The sequence below is a fragment of the Streptomyces sp. NPDC003943 genome, from assembly GCF_053605265.1.
Window position 1 is genome coordinate 26,485 of record NZ_JBSGIW010000073.1, and the last position, 16,678, is coordinate 43,162.

General features: G+C 70.7%; 16 protein-coding genes and 1 pseudogene. 10 read left to right on the forward strand and 7 right to left on the reverse strand.

The genetic code is table 11. The features are described 5' to 3' along the window. Positions 1-179 precede the first annotated feature (179 nt). The 5 genes from tilS to ACWEV0_RS26280 all read left to right on the forward strand — a co-directional run bounded on the left by tilS (position 180) and on the right by ACWEV0_RS26280 (position 5,828). Complete coding sequence (tilS, locus tag ACWEV0_RS26260; RefSeq protein WP_453151941.1) at positions 180-1,247, forward strand: tRNA lysidine(34) synthetase TilS; 1,068 nt, start codon at positions 180-182, stop codon at positions 1,245-1,247. A 50-nt stretch (positions 1,248-1,297) separates the two neighbouring features. Further along, positions 1,298-1,837, forward strand: a complete 540-nt coding sequence (gene hpt, locus ACWEV0_RS26265; protein WP_403794870.1) for a hypoxanthine phosphoribosyltransferase — start codon at positions 1,298-1,300, stop codon at positions 1,835-1,837. A 187-nt stretch (positions 1,838-2,024) separates the two neighbouring features. Continuing rightward, positions 2,025-4,049, forward strand: a complete 2,025-nt coding sequence (ftsH, locus tag ACWEV0_RS26270; protein ID WP_403793751.1) for an ATP-dependent zinc metalloprotease FtsH — start codon at positions 2,025-2,027, stop codon at positions 4,047-4,049. 111 nt (positions 4,050-4,160) lie between these two features. Beyond that, positions 4,161-4,766: a GTP cyclohydrolase I FolE gene (gene folE, locus ACWEV0_RS26275; protein ID WP_453151942.1), complete on the forward strand. Its 606-nt coding sequence runs from the start codon at positions 4,161-4,163 to the stop codon at positions 4,764-4,766. A gap of 69 nt (positions 4,767-4,835) precedes the next feature. Next, entirely contained in the window at positions 4,836-5,828 is a 993-nt protein-coding gene (locus tag ACWEV0_RS26280) for a hypothetical protein (RefSeq protein ID WP_453151943.1), read from the forward strand. A 219-nt stretch (positions 5,829-6,047) separates the two neighbouring features. On the opposite strand, the gene ACWEV0_RS26285 is transcribed toward ACWEV0_RS26280, so the two are convergent. The 6 genes from ACWEV0_RS26285 to ACWEV0_RS26310 form a co-directional block, all read right to left on the reverse strand. Next, complete coding sequence (locus ACWEV0_RS26285; RefSeq protein WP_453151944.1) at positions 6,048-6,539, reverse strand: DUF3180 domain-containing protein; 492 nt, start codon at positions 6,537-6,539, stop codon at positions 6,048-6,050. Between the two features lie 50 nt (positions 6,540-6,589). After that, positions 6,590-7,189, reverse strand: a complete 600-nt coding sequence (gene folK / locus ACWEV0_RS26290; RefSeq protein WP_453151945.1) for a 2-amino-4-hydroxy-6-hydroxymethyldihydropteridine diphosphokinase — start codon at positions 7,187-7,189, stop codon at positions 6,590-6,592. Beyond that, positions 7,186-7,545 (reverse strand): dihydroneopterin aldolase, encoded by a 360-nt coding sequence (gene folB / locus ACWEV0_RS26295; protein WP_365345939.1) that lies wholly within the window; start codon positions 7,543-7,545, stop codon positions 7,186-7,188. The genes folK and folB overlap by 4 nt, the downstream gene beginning before the upstream one ends. A gap of 133 nt (positions 7,546-7,678) precedes the next feature. Further along, the gene (locus ACWEV0_RS26300; RefSeq protein WP_453151946.1) at positions 7,679-8,161 is read right to left on the reverse strand and encodes a nuclear transport factor 2 family protein; all 483 of its coding nucleotides are present in this window, start codon (positions 8,159-8,161) and stop codon (positions 7,679-7,681) included. Continuing rightward, a complete protein-coding gene (gene folP / locus ACWEV0_RS26305; RefSeq protein ID WP_453151947.1) occupies positions 8,158-9,021 on the reverse strand; it encodes a dihydropteroate synthase in 864 nt (287 codons plus the stop codon). Before folP ends, ACWEV0_RS26300 begins: the two co-directional genes overlap by 4 nt. 55 nt (positions 9,022-9,076) lie before the next feature. Continuing rightward, positions 9,077-10,927, reverse strand: coding sequence for a phosphatidylglycerol lysyltransferase domain-containing protein (locus ACWEV0_RS26310; RefSeq protein WP_453151948.1), 1,851 nt, complete (start codon positions 10,925-10,927; stop codon positions 9,077-9,079). Positions 10,928-11,101: 174 nt separating this feature from the next. On the opposite strand from ACWEV0_RS26310, the gene ACWEV0_RS26315 reads away from it, so the two are divergent. Continuing rightward, positions 11,102-12,217 (forward strand): alpha/beta hydrolase, encoded by a 1,116-nt coding sequence (locus ACWEV0_RS26315; RefSeq protein ID WP_453151949.1) that lies wholly within the window; start codon positions 11,102-11,104, stop codon positions 12,215-12,217. On the opposite strand, the gene ACWEV0_RS26320 is transcribed toward ACWEV0_RS26315, so the two are convergent. Then, positions 12,204-13,205 carry an ABC transporter ATP-binding protein gene (locus ACWEV0_RS26320; RefSeq protein ID WP_453151950.1) on the reverse strand — a complete coding sequence of 334 codons (1,002 nt, stop codon included), beginning with the start codon at positions 13,203-13,205 and terminating at the stop codon, positions 12,204-12,206. The two genes, ACWEV0_RS26315 and ACWEV0_RS26320, sit on opposite strands and share 14 nt — an antisense overlap. Before the next feature lie 154 nt (positions 13,206-13,359). Between ACWEV0_RS26320 and ACWEV0_RS26325 the strand changes: the two genes are divergently transcribed. From ACWEV0_RS26325 to ACWEV0_RS26340, 4 genes and pseudogenes are all read left to right on the forward strand, one after another. Beyond that, the gene (locus tag ACWEV0_RS26325; RefSeq protein WP_453151951.1) at positions 13,360-14,064 is read left to right on the forward strand and encodes an ABC transporter permease; all 705 of its coding nucleotides are present in this window, start codon (positions 13,360-13,362) and stop codon (positions 14,062-14,064) included. Position 14,065: 1 nt separating this feature from the next. Beyond that, a complete protein-coding gene (locus ACWEV0_RS26330; protein WP_453151952.1) occupies positions 14,066-14,731 on the forward strand; it encodes an ABC transporter permease in 666 nt (221 codons plus the stop codon). Between the two features lie 32 nt (positions 14,732-14,763). After that, entirely contained in the window at positions 14,764-15,762 is a 999-nt protein-coding gene (locus ACWEV0_RS26335; protein ID WP_453151953.1) for an ABC transporter substrate-binding protein, read from the forward strand. 131 nt (positions 15,763-15,893) lie between these two features. After that, a pseudogene (locus tag ACWEV0_RS26340) lies at positions 15,894-16,571 on the forward strand (hypothetical protein); the annotation flags it as partial. Positions 16,572-16,678: the final 107 nt, after the last annotated feature.

Genomic DNA, 16,678 nt, shown 5'->3' on the forward strand with positions numbered 1-16,678 from the left:
CGGAAGAACACCCCACCAATCACCCGTCCGAGGGACCGTAGACGGCGGGTGGGGCGTGCAATGCTCGGGTAACGGCCAGGTTCTGTCACCATCGACGCACTCTGAGTGACCGAACCCCCACTTCCGACCGTTAAGACTCCGACCGAGGCACCCCACTCTCTCCACGAAGGGCACCGGACATGGGTCCCCATCCTGCGGTCGCGGCGATACGCCTGGCGGTCCGCCGCGTACTCCACGACGTCCTCACCGCGCACACCCCCGAGCACTCCTCCCAGCACCCCGCCGAGCACCCCGCCGAACGCTCCCCCCAGCGCCCCGGCACACCCGCCGGCACCCAGCCCCTGGTGCTCGTCGCCTGCTCCGGCGGCGCCGACTCCATGGCACTCGCCTCCGCGCTCGCCTTCGAAGCCCGCAAGCTCCCCCTGCGCGCCGGCGGCATCACCGTCGACCACGGCCTCCAGCACGGCTCCGACCAGCGCGCCCGCGAAGTCGCCGACCGCATGACCGCCCTCGGCCTCGACCCCGTCGAAGCCGTCGCCGTCACCGTCGGCCGCGACGGCGGCCCCGAAGCCGCCGCCCGCGACGCCCGCTACGCCGCCCTCGACGCCGCCGCCGAACGCCACGGCGCCACCGCCGTCCTGCTCGGCCACACCCGCGACGACCAGGCCGAAACCGTCCTCCTCGGCCTCGCCCGCGGCTCCGGCATCCGCAGCCTCTCCGGCATGGCCGCCGTCTCCGGCACCGCCGGCCGCTACCGCCGCCCCTTCCTGGAGCTCGACCGGCAGACCGTACGCAAGGCCTGCATCGCCCAGGAACTCGCCGTCTGGGACGACCCCCACAACGCGGACCCCGCCTACACCCGCAGCCGGCTCCGCCACGAAGGCCTCCCCGCCCTCGAGAAAGCCCTCGGCAAGGGAGTCGTCGAAGCCCTCGCCCGAACGGCCCAGCTCTCCCGCGACGACGCCGACGCCCTCGACGCCTGGGCCGCCGACGCCGAGACCGACGTACGCGACGAAGCCGGCCGCCTCGAATGCGCCAAGCTCTTCGGCCTGCCCCCCGCCGTACGCCGCCGCGTCCTGCGCCGCGCCGTCATCGCCGAGGGCGCCCCGGCCGGCTCCCTCTTCGCCCGGCACATCGAAGAAATCGACCGGCTCGTCACCGGCTGGCGCGGCCAGGGAGCCATCAACCTGCCCGGACGCGTCGAGGCACTGCGGCAGGGTGGCAGACTGGTCATTCGGCAAGGCTGACCGCAAAGTCGCAAGCTGCAACGAAAGTGACCCGGGTGAACGAGAAGGACATGGGCACCGACCTCCAGTCGGTGCTCATCACCAAGGAAGAGATCGACGCGAAGCTCGCCGAGCTGGCCGCGAAGATCGACGCGGAGTACGCGGGCAAGGACCTGCTCATCGTGGGCGTCCTCAAGGGCGCCGTGATGGTGATGGCGGACCTGGCACGCGCCCTGTCCAACCCCGTCACCATGGACTGGATGGCCGTCTCCTCCTACGGCGCCGGCACCCAGTCCTCCGGCGTGGTCCGCATCCTCAAGGACCTCGACACCGACATCAAGGGCCGGCACGTCCTGATCGTCGAGGACATCATCGACTCGGGCCTGACCCTGTCCTGGCTCCTGTCCAACCTCGGCTCCCGCGAGCCGGCCTCCCTCGAGGTCGTCACCCTCCTGCGCAAGCCGGAGGCCGCCAAGGTCGCCATCGACGTCAAGTGGATCGGCTTCGACATCCCCAACGAGTTCGTCGTGGGATACGGCCTGGACTACGCCGAGAAGTACCGCAACCTCCCCTTCGTCGGCACCCTCGCCCCGCACGTCTACGGCGGCTGAGGACCCAACTCCCCCAGGGGAACCCGCGCCGCCCTCCCTCCGTTGAACCAAGCAGAAGCGAGGGAGGACGGCCGCGGGCGCCAATGCTGGGGTACCGTCCGAAGAACAGCTTTTTCACACCGCAGCTACTCACAGCAGCACTCACCTACGGGCAGGAGGGACGGGGCGGCAAGTGCGCCCCGTATGGATGGACGTGAAGCGATACTTCCGTGGGCCGGTCATGTGGATCGTGCTGGCCGTCCTCGCCGTGGTCGTGCTGATGCAGGTCGTCGGCTCGTCCGAGGGCTACAAGACGGTGGACACCGGCAAGGTCGTCCAGGCGATCGACAAGAACCAGGTCAAATCCGCACAGCTCACCACCGGTGACGAGCAGGTCGTCAAGATCACGCTTGTCGACGGCCAGAAGATCGACAAGAGCGGCAAGGTCCAGGCCAGCTACATCGGCACCCAGGGCGCCGACCTGGCCGACAAGCTGCAGGAGAAGTTCGAGGCGGGACAGATCGAGGGCGGCTACACCGTCTCCCCGACGAAGCAGTCCCCCTTCATCTCGGTCCTGCTCTCCCTGCTGCCCTTCGTCCTCATCGTGGTCGTCTTCCTCTTCCTGATGAACCAGATGCAGGGCGGCGGCTCCCGCGTCATGAACTTCGGGAAGTCCAAGGCCAAGCTCATCACCAAGGACACCCCCAAGACGACCTTCGCCGACGTCGCGGGCTCGGACGAGGCGGTCGAGGAACTCCACGAGATCAAGGAGTTCCTCCAGGAACCGGCCAAGTTCCAGGCCGTCGGCGCCAAGATCCCCAAGGGCGTGCTGCTCTACGGCCCGCCCGGAACCGGCAAGACCCTCCTCGCCCGCGCCGTCGCCGGCGAGGCCGGAGTGCCGTTCTACTCGATCTCCGGCTCCGACTTCGTCGAGATGTTCGTCGGCGTCGGCGCCAGCCGCGTCCGCGACCTCTTCGAGCAGGCCAAGGCCAACGCCCCCGCCATCGTCTTCGTCGACGAGATCGACGCGGTCGGCCGCCACCGCGGCGCCGGCCTCGGCGGCGGACACGACGAGCGCGAGCAGACCCTCAACCAGCTGCTCGTCGAGATGGACGGCTTCGACGTGAAGGGCGGCGTCATCCTGATCGCCGCCACCAACCGGCCCGACATCCTCGACCCGGCCCTCCTGCGCCCGGGCCGCTTCGACCGGCAGATCGCCGTCGACCGCCCGGACATGCAGGGCCGCCTGGAGATCCTCAAGGTCCACCAGAAGGGCAAGCCGGTCGCCCCGGACGTCGACCTCGGCGCCGTCGCCCGCCGCACCCCCGGCTTCACCGGTGCCGACCTCTCCAACGTCCTCAACGAGGCGGCGCTCCTCACCGCCCGCTCGGACAAGAAGCTGATCGACAACAAGGCGCTCGACGAGGCCATCGACCGCGTCGTCGCCGGTCCGCAGAAGCGGACCCGGATCATGTCGGACAAGGAAAAGAAGATCACCGCGTACCACGAGGGCGGCCACGCCCTGGTCGCGGCGGCCTCCCCGAACTCCGACCCGGTCCACAAGATCACCATCCTGTCCCGCGGCCGGGCCCTGGGCTACACCATGGTCCTGCCCGACGAGGACAAGTACTCGACCACCCGCAACGAGATGCTCGACCAGCTCGCCTACATGCTGGGCGGGCGCGCCGCCGAGGAACTGGTCTTCCACGACCCGACCACCGGCGCCGCCAACGACATCGAGAAGGCCACCGCCACGGCCCGCGCGATGGTCACCCAGTACGGCATGACCGAGCGGCTCGGCGCCATCAAGTTCGGCGGCGACAACACCGAGCCCTTCCTCGGCCGTGAGATGGCGCACCAGCGCGACTACTCGGAAGAGGTCGCCGCGCTGGTCGACGAAGAGGTCAAGAAGCTCATCGAGACCGCGCACAACGAGGCGTGGGAGATCCTCGTCGAGAACCGTGACGTCCTCGACAACCTCGTCCTGGCGCTCCTCGAGAAGGAGACCCTGGGCAAGGAGGAGATCGCCGAGATCTTCGCCCCCATCGTCAAGCGCCCGGCCCGCCCGGCCTGGACCGGCTCGGCCCGCCGCACCCCGTCCACCCGCCCGCCGGTCCTCTCCCCGAAGGAGCTGGCCCTGACCAACAGCGCCAACGGCTCCTCGGCGGCGACCACCCCGGTCGACACCACCAAGTCGCTGGAGATCGCCCCGGAGGACACCCCGGAGCCGTAGGCTCCACGGCTCCCGGACGGGTCCCGGAATGGAAGCCGCGCCCCCACAGGTTCTAGCCTGTGGGGGCGCGGCTCTTTTCGCGCCTAGTCAGACAGACGGAACGAGGCACAGATGACCGACCCGGTGACGCTGGACGGCGAGGGCACGATCGGCGTTTTCGACGAGAAGCGCGCCGAGAACGCCGTACGGGAGCTCCTCATCGCGGTCGGTGAGGACCCGGACCGCGAGGGACTGAAGGAGACCCCGGCGCGGGTGGCGCGGGCGTACAAGGAGCTCTTCGCGGGGCTGTGGCAGAAGCCCGAGGACGTGCTGACGACGACGTTCGACCTGGGGCACGACGAGATGGTCCTCGTGAAGGACATCGAACTGACTTCGATGTGCGAACATCATTTGCTGGTATTTCATGGCGTAGCTCACATTGGTTACATTCCGGCAGAATCGGGCAAAATCACCGGCCTGTCGAAGCTGGCACGCTTGGTCGACGTCTATGCTCGCCGCCCGCAGGTGCAGGAACGGCTGACAACGCAGATCGCCGACTCGCTCATGGAGGTCCTCGACGCGCGCGGCGCGATTGTCGTGATCGAGGCCGAGCACATGTGCATGTCGCTGCGCGGCATTCGCAAGCCGGGCGCGAAGACGACGACCTCGGCGGTACGTGGCCAACTTCGTGACGCTACTACACGCGCTGAGGCTATGTCCCTGATATTGGCCCGTTAGTAGCGGAGTGTCCGCCCTGCTCCATACCGTCCTGATCAGTGGAGTGACCGCTGATCAAGGGGGATCGGTATGGGGTACGGGCTGTCCAGCAAGATGCTGGTGAACCTGGTGGACGGCTGCGTCCAGGCGAAGAACGTGGCTCCGGGCGCCGCGATGTGGACGCTGGACAGGGCCAGAGCGGCGCAGACCACGGTCACGGGGGTGACAGCGGTCAAGGGACGTGAGGCCGTCGATGTGGTCACGGACCGCATGACCTTCACCGCCAGCCCGGATCTGCTGCTGGCTACGCCGAACGGCTGGACGCACGCACGGGACGCGGCAGGGGCGGTGATCGCCTGGACACCAGCGCGGAAGCTGTGTCGGGAGCGGTTCACGATCAGGCCGGGCTACGAGTTCGGGTACTTCGTCGGCGCCACCTGCGCCGACGGGACGGTCGGCAAGAACTACGTGTCGCTGATCGTGAACGAGGAGGACTTCGCAACCCGGTATGCGGCCGCTCTCACGGCCTGCACAGGGCTTCCTGCACGGTTGGAAGCCATCACCAGGCCGTCCGGCTATCTGAAGCGGGACTTGCCAGGCTTCCGGGTCCGTGTGGTCTCCTCACTGCTCTCCGACGCGATGAGGCACTACGTCGGCGGGGATGCCCACCACATGCGACAGGGCTTTCCGCGGGTGGTGTTGCGGGACATCTGCACCTTTCAGGGGTTCCTGGACGGGTACATCGACGGCGACGGCTGTGAGCTCAAGCACGGTTGGGGTCGCGTGATCACGAGCGCCAACGTTCCGTTTCTGACCGAGCTGGCGCGGATCATCGGGGCGCGGTTCACGCCCTCCAAGCGCGGGCTGGTCTCTCGGCTCTACGTATCGAATCGCTGGGCCGGCCGCGGCACCTTCACCCCCGAGCACCACCCCACCGCCCCGCCCGAGTCCTCCTGGGTCCAGGTCCACGAGGTCCGCCCTCGCCCCGCGCTCGGCGCAAAGCCCTTCACCTTCTACAACTACAAGCTGTCCCCGCACCCCACGTTCCTGGTGAACGGGCATCTGGTGCGTGAGCCCTGGTAGGCGGGGCGGGTGGCGCTTAGGGCAGAGCCCTCAGGGCCCCCACGGCGAGGACCGGCACGTAGATCACTGCGGCCGCCACAAGCCCCGGCGCCATTCGAAGGTCCGAAAGCGGGGGACGGGGCCGAACGCCTTGCGGCGTACGGCTTTCGCGCGCATGCCGGTCACCCCTCTCCCCTGAGGAGCGTCGTGTCACCCGGGCGGGGCTGGTCGCCCCGGTTTTCAGGAGACCGGGGCGTGGCCCGTGCCGTTGTGGTGGTCGGTGTCTTCGGGGAGTTTGCAGACGCGCTCGAGGAAGAGGGCGGCGGCGATGACGGCGATGCCTGCGAGGACGGCGAAGCCGGCGTAGATGGCCTGGTCGCGGCGGGCGGGGATGTCGAGGGAGCCGAGGAGGAAGACGCCGGTGCCGCCGTACATGCCGGCGACGAGGGCGGCGACGAGGGCGCTGGCCTGGCCGAAGACGACGGCGCGGGCGGCCATGAGGGGTTCGACGCCCTTGGCACCGGGGCGGCGCTCGCGCTGGGCCTTGAGGCGGGCGCGCAGCGAGAGGGCCGTGGCGGCGAGGATGGCGGCGATGACCGCGAGCACGATGGGGGCGGCGAGCGGCACGCTGGGGAGCGTGCCGAGCGCGTCCCAGAGGCGGGCGGCGCCCCAGGAGAGGACGCCCGCGGCGAGGAACAGTCCGGCGAGCACCTTGAGCCGCAGTTGTTTCACCGGGTGTCCTTCGTCGCGTGTGGGTGGGCGGTCTCTGACGAGACTAACGACTACTCGGGCAGCCGGAGTTCCAGGTCGGCGCGTGCCGTGAGGCCGGCGCGGCCGAGGGTGGCGAGCAGGTCGGCGACGGTGCCGTGGCCGGGGAGGGCGGCTTCGGGGTCGATGTCCTGCCAGGGGGCGAGGACGAAGGCGCGCTGGTGGGCGCGGGGGTGGGGGAGGGTGAGGACGGGGTCGTCGGAGACGACGTCGGCGTACGTGATGATGTCGACGTCGATGGTGCGGGCGCCCCAGCGCTCCTCGCGGACGCGGAGGAAGGCCTCTTCGACGGCGTGGGCGCGCTCCAGGAGGGAGGAGGGCGGCAGGGTGGTCTTCACGAGGATGACGGCGTTGAGGTACGAGGGCTGGGTGCCGGGGTCGACGCCCCAGGGTTCGGTCTCGTAGACGGGGGAGACGGCCTTGACGCGGAGGCCGGGGGTGTCGCCGAGGGCGTCGATGGCGCCCTGGAGGTTCTCCAGGCGGTTGCCGAGGTTGGCGCCGAGGGCGAGGACGGCCCATTTGGGGTTGGAGAGGGTGACGTCGGCCGCGTCGACGGCCGCGGTGACGGCGGCGGGGACGGGCTGCACGGTGGGATCGCTGTGCTGGGGCTTCATGCGCGGCTCCGGGTGATGGTGATGGTGACGTCGTCGAAGGGGACGGTGATGGGTGCGTCCGGCTTGTGGACGACGACTTCGACCTCCTGGACGCCGGCGTGCTTGAGGCACTGCTGGGCGATGCGCTCGGCGAGCGTTTCGATGAGGTCGACGGGCTCGCCCTGGACGACGTCGACGACCTCTTCGGCGACGACGCCGTAGTGGACGGTCTTCGTCAGGTCGTCGGCGGCGGCTGCGGCGCGGGTGTCGAGGCCGAGGGTGAGGTCGACGATGAACGTCTGGCCTTCCTCGCGCTCCTTGGGGAAGACGCCGTGGTGCCCTCGGGCCTTGAGGCCGCGCAGCGCGACACGATCCACGCGAATCACTCCTGCTGTCGTAGTTCGGGTGGCCACGCAGCCGGGTGCGGACGGCCGGGTGTCCGTCATCGAATCTACCTGCGGGGTCCGACAGCCGGGTCGGCGCCCGGGGGGTGTGCCGGGGGCGGGTGGTTCAGTCGGTGTTCTCCTGGTCGTCGCCGCCGTCGTTCTCGGGGATGACGGGGGAGCCGTGGTGGGACCACACCTTCCACCCGTCCGACGTGCGGCGGAACACGTTCGTGGCGACGACGAGCTGGCCGACGAGGGGGCCGAGCTCGGCGCCGTCCTCGGCGGGTCCGCCGCTGAGGATGTTCTCGGTGCACGTGACGACCGCCACGTCGTCGGCGAGCGAGATCTCGACGTCGGTGAGGAAGAACTGGATGTAGTCGGTGTTCGCCATGATCAGGGCGTACGAGCGGAGGACGTCGCCGCGGCCGCTGAGGACGGGCCAGCCGGGGTGGACGCAGGAGACGGGGGTGGCGCCGTCGTCGAGCCAGAGTTCGGTGATGGTGTCGAAGTCGCCTTGTTCCATCGCTTCGTAGAAGGCGGTGTTGGCGGCTTCTACGGCGGCCCGGTCGGTGTCGCGGGGGTGGGGGCCGGGGTGGGAGGGGGTCACCTGGCTCCTTCGACGGCTCTGGCGACTCGTACGGCGTCGGCGGTGGCGCGGACCTCGTGGACGCGGACGGCCCAGGCGCCTTCGTGGGCGGCGAGGGCGGAGACGGCGGCGGTGGCGGCGTCGCGTTCGCGGGCGGGGGGCGGGGTGGCGCCGGGTTCGCGGGTGAGGACGTGGCCGAGGAAGCGTTTGCGGGAGGCGGCGACGAGGAGTGGCCGGCCGAGGGCGCGGAGCTCGGGGAGGTGGGCGACGAGTGCGAGGTCGTGGGGGGCGAGTTTGGCGAAGCCGAGGCCGGGGTCGATGACGAGGCGTTCGGGGGCGATGCCGCCGTCGATGACGGCTTCCATGCGGGTGCGGAGTTCGCGGACGACTTCGCCGACGACGTCGTCGTACACGGCGAGGCTGTTCATGTTGTCGCTGAAGCCGCGCCAGTGCATGACGACGAAGGGGACTTCGGCGGCGGCGACGGCGGGGACCATCTGGGGGTCGGCGAGGCCGCCGCTGACGTCGTTGACGAGGTGGGCGCCGGCGGCGACGGCCTGGGCGGCGACGGTGGCGCGCATGGTGTCGACGGAGACGGTGACGCCTTCGGCGGCGAGGCCGCGGACGACGGGGATGACGCGGCGGAGTTCTTCGTCCTCGTCGACGCGGCTGGCGCCGGGGCGGGTGGACTCGCCGCCGACGTCGACGAGGTCGGCGCCCTGGGCGACGAGGTCGAGGCCGTGTTTGACGGCGGCCGTGGTGTCGAACCAGCGGCCGCCGTCGGAGAAGGAGTCGGGGGTCACGTTGACCACGCCCATGACCGCGCAGCGGTCCCACTCCGGCAGGCCGAGCGCCGTGCCCCGGTCGATCGTCGTACTCATGTCTCCAGCGTAGGGCCCGGCGGGTGCGCCGGGCCCTGTGGGCTCGGCGGGCGGCTCAGGCGGCGTGGGCCTCGTGTTCCGTCTGGGCGGGGACGAGGTGGCCGCAGGGGCGGGGTTCGGCGGTGTGGCGGCGGCGGGTGAAGGGCCGGGGGAGGGAGAGGTTGACGAAGCCCTCGGCCTGCATGGCGGCGAAGCCGATGCGGGGCAGGTCGCCGCTCTTGCGGTAGACGACGAAGCGGGGCTCCCAGCGGGGCTGGAACTTGGCGTTGAACTTGTAGAGCGATTCGATCTGGAACCAGCGGGAGAGGAAGACGAGCAGTCCGCGCCACATCCGCAGGACGGGTCCGGCGCCGATCTTCTCGCCGCGGGCGAGGGCGGCGCGGAACATGGCGAAGTTGAGGGAGATGCGCTCGATGCCGAGGCGGGGGGCGTTCTGCAGGGCGGCGACGATGAGGAGCTCGTTCATGCCGGGGTCGGCGCTGCGGTCGCGGCGCATGAGTTCCAGGGACATGCCGTCGGTGCCCCACGGGACGAAGTGGATGATCGCCTTCAGGTCGCCGTAGGGGGACAGGGTGCCGGTGGGGTCGTCGGGGTCCTCTTTGTGGGCGGTCGCTATCACCGCTTCGCCGTCGCCGGGGCCGCCGATGCGGCCGAGGGCCATGGAGAAGCCGCGCTCGGTGTCGGTGCCGCGCCAGGCTTCGGCGGCGCGGCGGACCCGCTCCAGTTCGCCGTCGCTGAGGTCGCTGACGCGGCGGACCTTGGTGGTGTAGCCGTTGCGTTCGATGCGCTTGACCATCTGGCGGACGTTGCGCATGGCGCGGCCGGAGAGGGAGAAGTCGGCGACGTCGACGATGGCCTCGTCGCCGAGTTCGAGGGCGTCGAGTCCGGTCTCGCGGGTCCAGACCTGGCCGCCGGTCTCGGAGCAGCCCATGACGGCGGGGGTCCAGGAGTGGGCCTTGGCCTCGTCCATGAAGCGTTCGATGGCGCCGGGCCAGGCTTCGACGTCGCCGATGGGGTCGCCGCTGGCGAGCATGACGCCGGAGACGACGCGGTAGCAGACGGCGGCCTTGCCGCTGGGGGAGAAGACGACGCCCTTGTCGCGGCGGAGCGCGAAGTGGCCGAGGGAGTCGCGGGCGCCGTGCTTGGCGAGCAGGTCGCGGAGTCGGGCTTCGTCGTCCTCGGTGAGCCGGGCGGCCGGGTGTTCGGGCCGGAAGGCGAGGTAGATGGTGGTGAGGGCGGTCAGCATGCCGAGGGCGCCGAGCTGGTAGCCGACGGTCCAGCCGGTGTTGCCGGCGTAGTCGACGGGGCCTTCGGCGCCGAACAGGCCGTAGAGGACGTGTTCGAGGCGGTCGGTGAGGCTGGGGCTGCCGATGATGCGGCGCGGGTGGGCGCTGACGATGACGAGGCCGAGGGCGATGGAGCCGGCGCCCATGAGGACGAAGTTGGCGAGTGCGCGCCAGCGGCTGCGCGGGTCGGGCAGGGCGGCGAACTGGTCGCGGTGCACACCGAGCAGGGTGAGCAGCACGAGGGAGAGTGCGGCGCCGGTGACGGAGTGGCGCCAGGTGAGCTGGGCGGCGGCGCCGAGCGGCAGCAGGACGACGGCGGCGCGCCAGGCGCGGCGCTTGTTGCGCTTGAGGCCGTGGGCGAGGAGCAGCAGCAGGATGCCGGCGCTGAGGGAGAGTGCCGCGGAGAGCGGTCCGAGGGTGCCGGGGAGGACCTCGGCGGCGGCGTGCATCCTGCTGGCGCGGAACCGCGGGAGGACTCCCGCGGCGACGTCGACCAGGCCGATCACCGTGCAGGCCGTGCCGACGAGGGCCGGGACCCTCTCGGGTCGGGGTCCGCGCAGAATCCGGCGTACACGATCCGGAACCGATCCGGACTTGTCCCCATCTACCGTGACAGACATCGCTTCCCGTGCTTCCCGTGGTTCCGCGAGAGATCGTTGATCCGGTGGGCCGCGCGGCTGGTATCGGGCCGTACCGGAGGTTTGCGCCTTCTAGGACGGAGCAGCGATGGGGCGGGTTCACTGCCCGCAGGAGAAATCTCAGGGAAATATCAGGGAAGAAAGCTCGGGCGTCTCATGGGTCTCACCAGCAACTCTGTTCTCGCGGTGGCGGTCGTCGCGGCCGTGGCGCTGTTCGGCGCCACGATCTGGCTGTGGCCGCGGCTGGCGCGCGGCGGCTGGCGTTCCGTCCTGGGGCGCGTCGGTGCGCTGCTCGCCACCCAGTTGGCCCTGTTCGCCTCGGTCGGTCTGCTGGTGAACAGCACCTTCCAGTTCTACGGCTCCTGGGCCGACCTGTTCGGCCAGGAGCAGGACATGGGTGTGGTGCTCGATCACTCGGGCGGCTCCAAGGACGTGAAGGTGGTCGGCACCCAGGCGCTCGACGGCGTGCCGGGCGGCGGCCGGCCCACGATCGGCGGGCAGATACAGAAGGTGGTCATAGCCGGCGCGAAGTCGAAGATCGACTCGCCCGCGTACGTGTATCTGCCGCCGGAGTACTTCCAGCCCCGGTACGCGAAGGCCACGTTTCCGGCGGCCGTGGTGCTGACCGGTTACCCGGGTACGGCGGAGAACCTGCTGAAGGGCCTGCGGTATCCGAAGACGGCGTACCAGCAGGCCAGGGCGGGGAAGATGCAGCCGATGATCCTGGTGATGCTGCGTCCGACGGTGGCGCCGCCGCGGGACACCGAGTGCGTGGACATCCCGGGCGGCCCGCAGACCGAGACGTTCTTCGCGGAGGACCTGCCGAAGGCGATCTCGGGCACCTACCGGGTGGGCACGAAGGCGCGGAACTGGGGCTTCATGGGGAACTCGACGGGCGGCTACTGCGCCCTGAAGATCGTGATGCACCACCCGGAGCGTTTCTCGGCGGCCGCCGGTTTCTCCGCTTACTACAAGGCGGCTGACGACGTGACCACCGGCGACCTGTTCCGGGGCGACGACGCCGCGAAGAAGCGGGCGAACCTGCTGTGGAGCCTTGACCACCTGCCGCAGGGCGACGCGTCGTTCCTGGTGACGACGTCCAAGCACGGCGAGGGGAACCTGAAGGGGACGATGGCCTTCATCAAGAAGGTGAAGGCTCCGGCGCAGGTCTCCTCGATCATCCTGGACAGCGGCGGCCACAACTTCAACACCTGGAACCGGGAGATCCCGCCGGGCCTGGTGTGGATGAGCGGAAAGCTCAGCGCGAGCTGAGGTCCGCCGGGCCGAGCTCCTCGGGGCCGGGTTCCCGCGAGCTCTTCCGCAGGGCCCGGTGGACGCCGTCGGCGGTGAGCGAGCCGAGCAGCCGGGCCGGGTCGCCGGGTGCGTGCACCGCGATCCGGCCGGCGTCGTCCTGGAGGAGGACGGCGAGCGCGTCGTGGAGGGACGAGTCCAGGGGGAGCGTTCTGGGGGGTACGGGCTCCGGTACGGGGTCGAGGTCGGCCTCGGTCAGCGCGGTGACCGCGAGCCGGCGCAGGGCGCGGTCCGCGCCGACGAAGCCGGCCACGTACGGGGTGGCGGGGGCGCCGAGCACGCGGGCGGGGGTGTCGAACTGCTCGATGCGGCCCTGCCCGTAGACGGCGATGCGGTCGCCGAGCCGGACGGCTTCGGCCAGGTCGTGGGTGACGAGCAGCACCGTCTTGCGGACGGTGGCCTGGAGGTTCAGGAACTCGCTCTGGAGCCGTTCGCGCACCACGGGGTCGACGGCGCCGAAGGGTTCGTCCATGAGGAGGACGGGCGGGTCGGCGGCGAGCGCGCGGGCCACGCCGACGCGCTGGCGCTGGCCGCCGGAGAGCTGCTCGGGGTAGCGGTGGCCGTGGACGCCGGGGTCGAGGCCGACCAGGTCGAGGAGTTCGGCGGCGCGCTCGCGGGCCTTCGCCTTCTTCCAGCCGAGCAGGGCGGGCACTGTGGCCGTGTTGTCGAGGACGGTGCGGTGCGGGAAGAGGCCGACCTGCTGGATGACGTAGCCGATGGTGCGGCGCAGCCGGACCGGGTCGACGGCGGCGACGTCCTCGCCGCCGAGCAGGACGCGGCCCGAGGTGGGTTCGACGAGCCGGTTGACCATCTTCATCGTGGTGGTCTTGCCGCAGCCTGACGGGCCGACCAGGGTGACCAGCTCTCCCTCGGCGACCTCGAAGGAGAGGTCGTCGACGGCCGTGGTGCCGTCCGCGTACCGCTTGGTCACGTGCTCGAACCGGATCATGGTTCCCCATTCTTACCGTTTGCGGCCCGCAATGTGTGAAGGAAGTATTTCCACACGGTGGCACTTCGGCCGGGATGGCCGGTGATTGTCAGTGGCGGAGGTTAGGGTCGCAGACGGATGTTCGACGAGCGCGCGGCGACGGGGGTGCATGCGCATGGCCGGGGCGAACTGCCTGGTGACGAACGACTGGATCTGCGGGGAGTATCTGCGCACCCGCGCCCAGGAGTTGACCGACGCCACGATCCAGCATGTGGGAATCACCGTCGCGTCGGTGCTCCTCGGGATCGTCGTCGCCTTCCCGCTCGCGCTGCTCGTGCGGGCCCGGCCGCGGCTCGCCGGTCCCGTCCTCGGGCTCACCACCCTGCTCTACACGATCCCTTCGCTCGCGATGTTCTCGCTGCTCCTGCCCTTCCTCGGGCTGTCGTCGGCGCTGGTCGTCACCGGACTGGTGCTGTACTCGCTGACGATCCTGGTGCGCGGCGTCCTGGCCGGGCTCGCGGCCGTGCCCGCCGAGACCCGGGAGGCGGCCCGCGGCATGGGGTACGGGCCGGGGCGGCTGCTCTGGGAGGTCGAACTGCCGCTCGCGCTGCCCGCCTTGATGGCCGGCGTGCGGACGGCGACGGTCTCCACGATCGCGCTGACGACCGTCGGCTCGCTCGTCGGCCGCGGCGGCCTCGGCAATCTCATCGAGGACGCGCTGCCCTCGTTCTTCAAGGCGCAGGTGCTCACCGCCGCGGTGCTGTGCGTGCTGCTCGCCGTCACCGCCGACCTGCTGCTCCTCGGCCTCCAGCGGCTCCTCACGCCCTGGACCCGGACGCGGGCGGCGGGCGGCCGGGCGCCGGCGGGCGGGGGTGCGTGAGATGGGCGTCTTCGCGGACACCTGGACGTGGCTGACCACCGGCTCCCACTGGTCGGGCGAGAGCGGTGTGTGGCACCGGCTCGCCGAGCACCTGTACGTGAGCGGGGCGGCGCTGCTGCTCGCCTGTGCCGTCGCGCTGCCGCTCGGCCTGTGGCTCGGGCACCTCGGCAAGGGCGGCGCGCTCGCGGTCAACGTCTCCAACGCCGGGCGTGCCGTGCCCGTCTTCGCGGTGCTCGCCCTGTTCATGGTGTCGCCGCTGCGCAACGCCGGTGACATACCGACGGTGATCGCGCTCGTCCTGTTCGCGATACCGCCGCTGCTCACCCACGCCTACGTGGGCGTACGGGAGGTGGACCGCGCGGTCGTCGAGGCCGCCCGCGGCATGGGCATGAGCGGCGGTCAGCTCTTCCGCGGGGTCGAACTGCCCCTCGCCCGGCCGATGCTGATGACCGGTCTGCGCTCGGCCGCCGTGCAGGTGGTCGCCACCGCGACCATCGCCGCGATGGCCGGCCAGGGCGGCCTCGGCCGGATCATCACGGCCGGCTTCAGCACGTACAACACGCCGCAGGTGGTCGCCGGAGCCCTGCTCGTGGCCCTGCTCGCGCTCCTCGTGGAGGCGCTGCTGGTGGCCGCCGACCGGCTCCTCGGCCACCGGGCCCCGCGGTGACCCCGGTCGCCGGAACGACGTCGAACAACGAAATGGGTGATCTTGTGAGCAGGAACTCGCGCATCGCGGGTGCGGTACTGGGCCTCGCGGCCCTGACGGTGTCCCTGACCGCCTGCGGCGGCGACAGCCTGGAGAAGTCGAAGGACGGCGGCTCGGCCGCGGCCGGCGACGGCGGCGGCGGCAGCAAGGGCGCGGTCGTCGTCGGCGCCGCGGCCTTCACCGAGTCGAAGGTCCTCGCCGAGCTGTACGCCCAGGTCCTCGACGACGCCGGATACGACGCGAGCGTCACCACGGTGAAGAATCGCGAGCTCTACGAACCGTCCCTGGAGAAGGGCGAGATCGACGTCGTACCGGAATACGCGGCGACGCTCGCGGAATTCCTCAACGCGAAGGTGAACGGGCCGAAGGCGCCCGAGGGGAAGCCGGTCGCCTCCGGAGACCCGGCCGCCACCACCGAAGCCCTGAAGAAGCTCGCCGAGCCGCGCGGACTGAAGGTGCTCGCGGTCGGCGGGGCCGTCGACCAGAACGCCTTCGCCGTGAGCCGGGAATTCGCGGAGAAGAACAAGCTGAGCACGCTTTCCGATCTCGGCCGCGCCAAGCTGAAGGTGAAGATCGCGGCCGGCGACGAATGCGAGATACGGCCCTTCTGCGCCCCGGGCCTGAAGAAGACCTACGGCATCGACGTCTCCGGCGTCGACCCCAAGGGAGTCGGCACCCCGCAGGCCAAGCAGGCCGTCAAGGACGGGGTCGACCAGCTCGTCCTCACCACCACCACGGACGCCACCGTCGACTCCTTCGGACTCGTCTTCCTCACCGACGACAAGAAGCTCCAGAACGCCGACAACGTGCTGCCCGTCGTCAATGCCAAGGACGCCGGATCGCCGCAGATAGCGGCCGCACTCGACAAGATCACCAAGGTGTTGACGACGGCGGATCTCGCCGAACTGAACCGCAAGGTGGACGCGGAGCGCGCGAAGCCCGAGGACGTCGCCAAGAGCTATCTGGAGTCGAAGGGGCTGCTCAAGAAGTAGGCGCCGGACAAGGCGAGTCGGCCGGGCCCGGCCGGGAATGGGGACGGCCCGGGCCGGCTACGGCGAGAACTCGCCAACTGATTGCCGGGGTGGCCCCCCATACGGCGCCTACGCACGGTAAATTTCAGGCCATGCCACGTGGACGTCACCGCCATTCCCCACCCCTGCACAAGCTCCTGCCGCCCTCCGCGGTCGCCGGGGCTTCGGTCGTCTGTGCCGCGGGCGCCTGGCTGATCGGTGATGCCCTGGTGCTGCGGCTGCTCGTCGCCGCCGCGGCGGCCGCCGCCGTCACCGGTGCCGTCCTCATGCGCAGTTGGGACCAGAGCGCCGGCCGCCAGGTCGCCGAGCTGACCCGGGCCCGCACCGCCGACCAGTGGAAGCACGACGAGCGGATCGCCGAGCTCGAGGCCGACCTGGAGGAGTCGCGCGAGCTGCGCACCCGCCTCGACGCCAAGCTCCGCGCCAAGCGGGTCGAGCTGGCCGGCCTGCGCAGCGAGCACGCCGACCTGCTGCGCCGCTACGCCACCGCCGAGACCGAGCGCGCCAGCGCCCTGGAAGGCCGCCGCGTCCTCGCCCTGGAGAGCAGCTCGGCCACCGCCTCCCAGGCCAAGGCCCTGCCCCCGGCCGGCTCCACGCCGACCCCGGAGGCGTACCGCAAGGCCGCGGAGGCGCTGCGCAACCTGCAGGCCCGCGCGGAGCGGCGGCACGCGGAGACCGGCACGGAGACGGAGACCGAGCCCGAGGGCAAGGCCGAGCCCGAGGCCGAGAGCAAGGGCGAGCCCGAGGCCGTCGAGCCGAAGGCCGCCCTGACCCCGGCCGAGCCTGGTAGATTAATTTAGGGCAGGCTAACCTAACCAAGTCGGGGAGCGCGGGGAGCGCAGTGAGCATCGAGGTCTTCCGGGACGCCTTCGGCGTC

Coding starts and splice junctions, on each gene's coding strand:
- tilS (WP_453151941.1), top strand. CDS start 180: ATGGGTCCCCATCCTGCGGTCGCGGCGATACGCCTGGCGGTCCGCCGC.
- hpt (WP_403794870.1), top strand. CDS start 1,298: ATGGGCACCGACCTCCAGTCGGTGCTCATCACCAAGGAAGAGATCGAC.
- ftsH (WP_403793751.1), top strand. CDS start 2,025: ATGGACGTGAAGCGATACTTCCGTGGGCCGGTCATGTGGATCGTGCTG.
- folE (WP_453151942.1), top strand. CDS start 4,161: ATGACCGACCCGGTGACGCTGGACGGCGAGGGCACGATCGGCGTTTTC.
- ACWEV0_RS26280 (WP_453151943.1), top strand. CDS start 4,836: ATGGGGTACGGGCTGTCCAGCAAGATGCTGGTGAACCTGGTGGACGGC.
- folK (WP_453151945.1), bottom strand. CDS start 7,189: ATGAAGCCCCAGCACAGCGATCCCACCGTGCAGCCCGTCCCCGCCGCC.
- folP (WP_453151947.1), bottom strand. CDS start 9,021: ATGAGTACGACGATCGACCGGGGCACGGCGCTCGGCCTGCCGGAGTGG.
- ACWEV0_RS26310 (WP_453151948.1), bottom strand. CDS start 10,927: ATGTCTGTCACGGTAGATGGGGACAAGTCCGGATCGGTTCCGGATCGT.
- ACWEV0_RS26315 (WP_453151949.1), top strand. CDS start 11,102: ATGGGTCTCACCAGCAACTCTGTTCTCGCGGTGGCGGTCGTCGCGGCC.
- ACWEV0_RS26320 (WP_453151950.1), bottom strand. CDS start 13,205: ATGATCCGGTTCGAGCACGTGACCAAGCGGTACGCGGACGGCACCACG.
- ACWEV0_RS26325 (WP_453151951.1), top strand. CDS start 13,360: ATGGCCGGGGCGAACTGCCTGGTGACGAACGACTGGATCTGCGGGGAG.
- ACWEV0_RS26330 (WP_453151952.1), top strand. CDS start 14,066: ATGGGCGTCTTCGCGGACACCTGGACGTGGCTGACCACCGGCTCCCAC.
- ACWEV0_RS26335 (WP_453151953.1), top strand. CDS start 14,764: ATGGGTGATCTTGTGAGCAGGAACTCGCGCATCGCGGGTGCGGTACTG.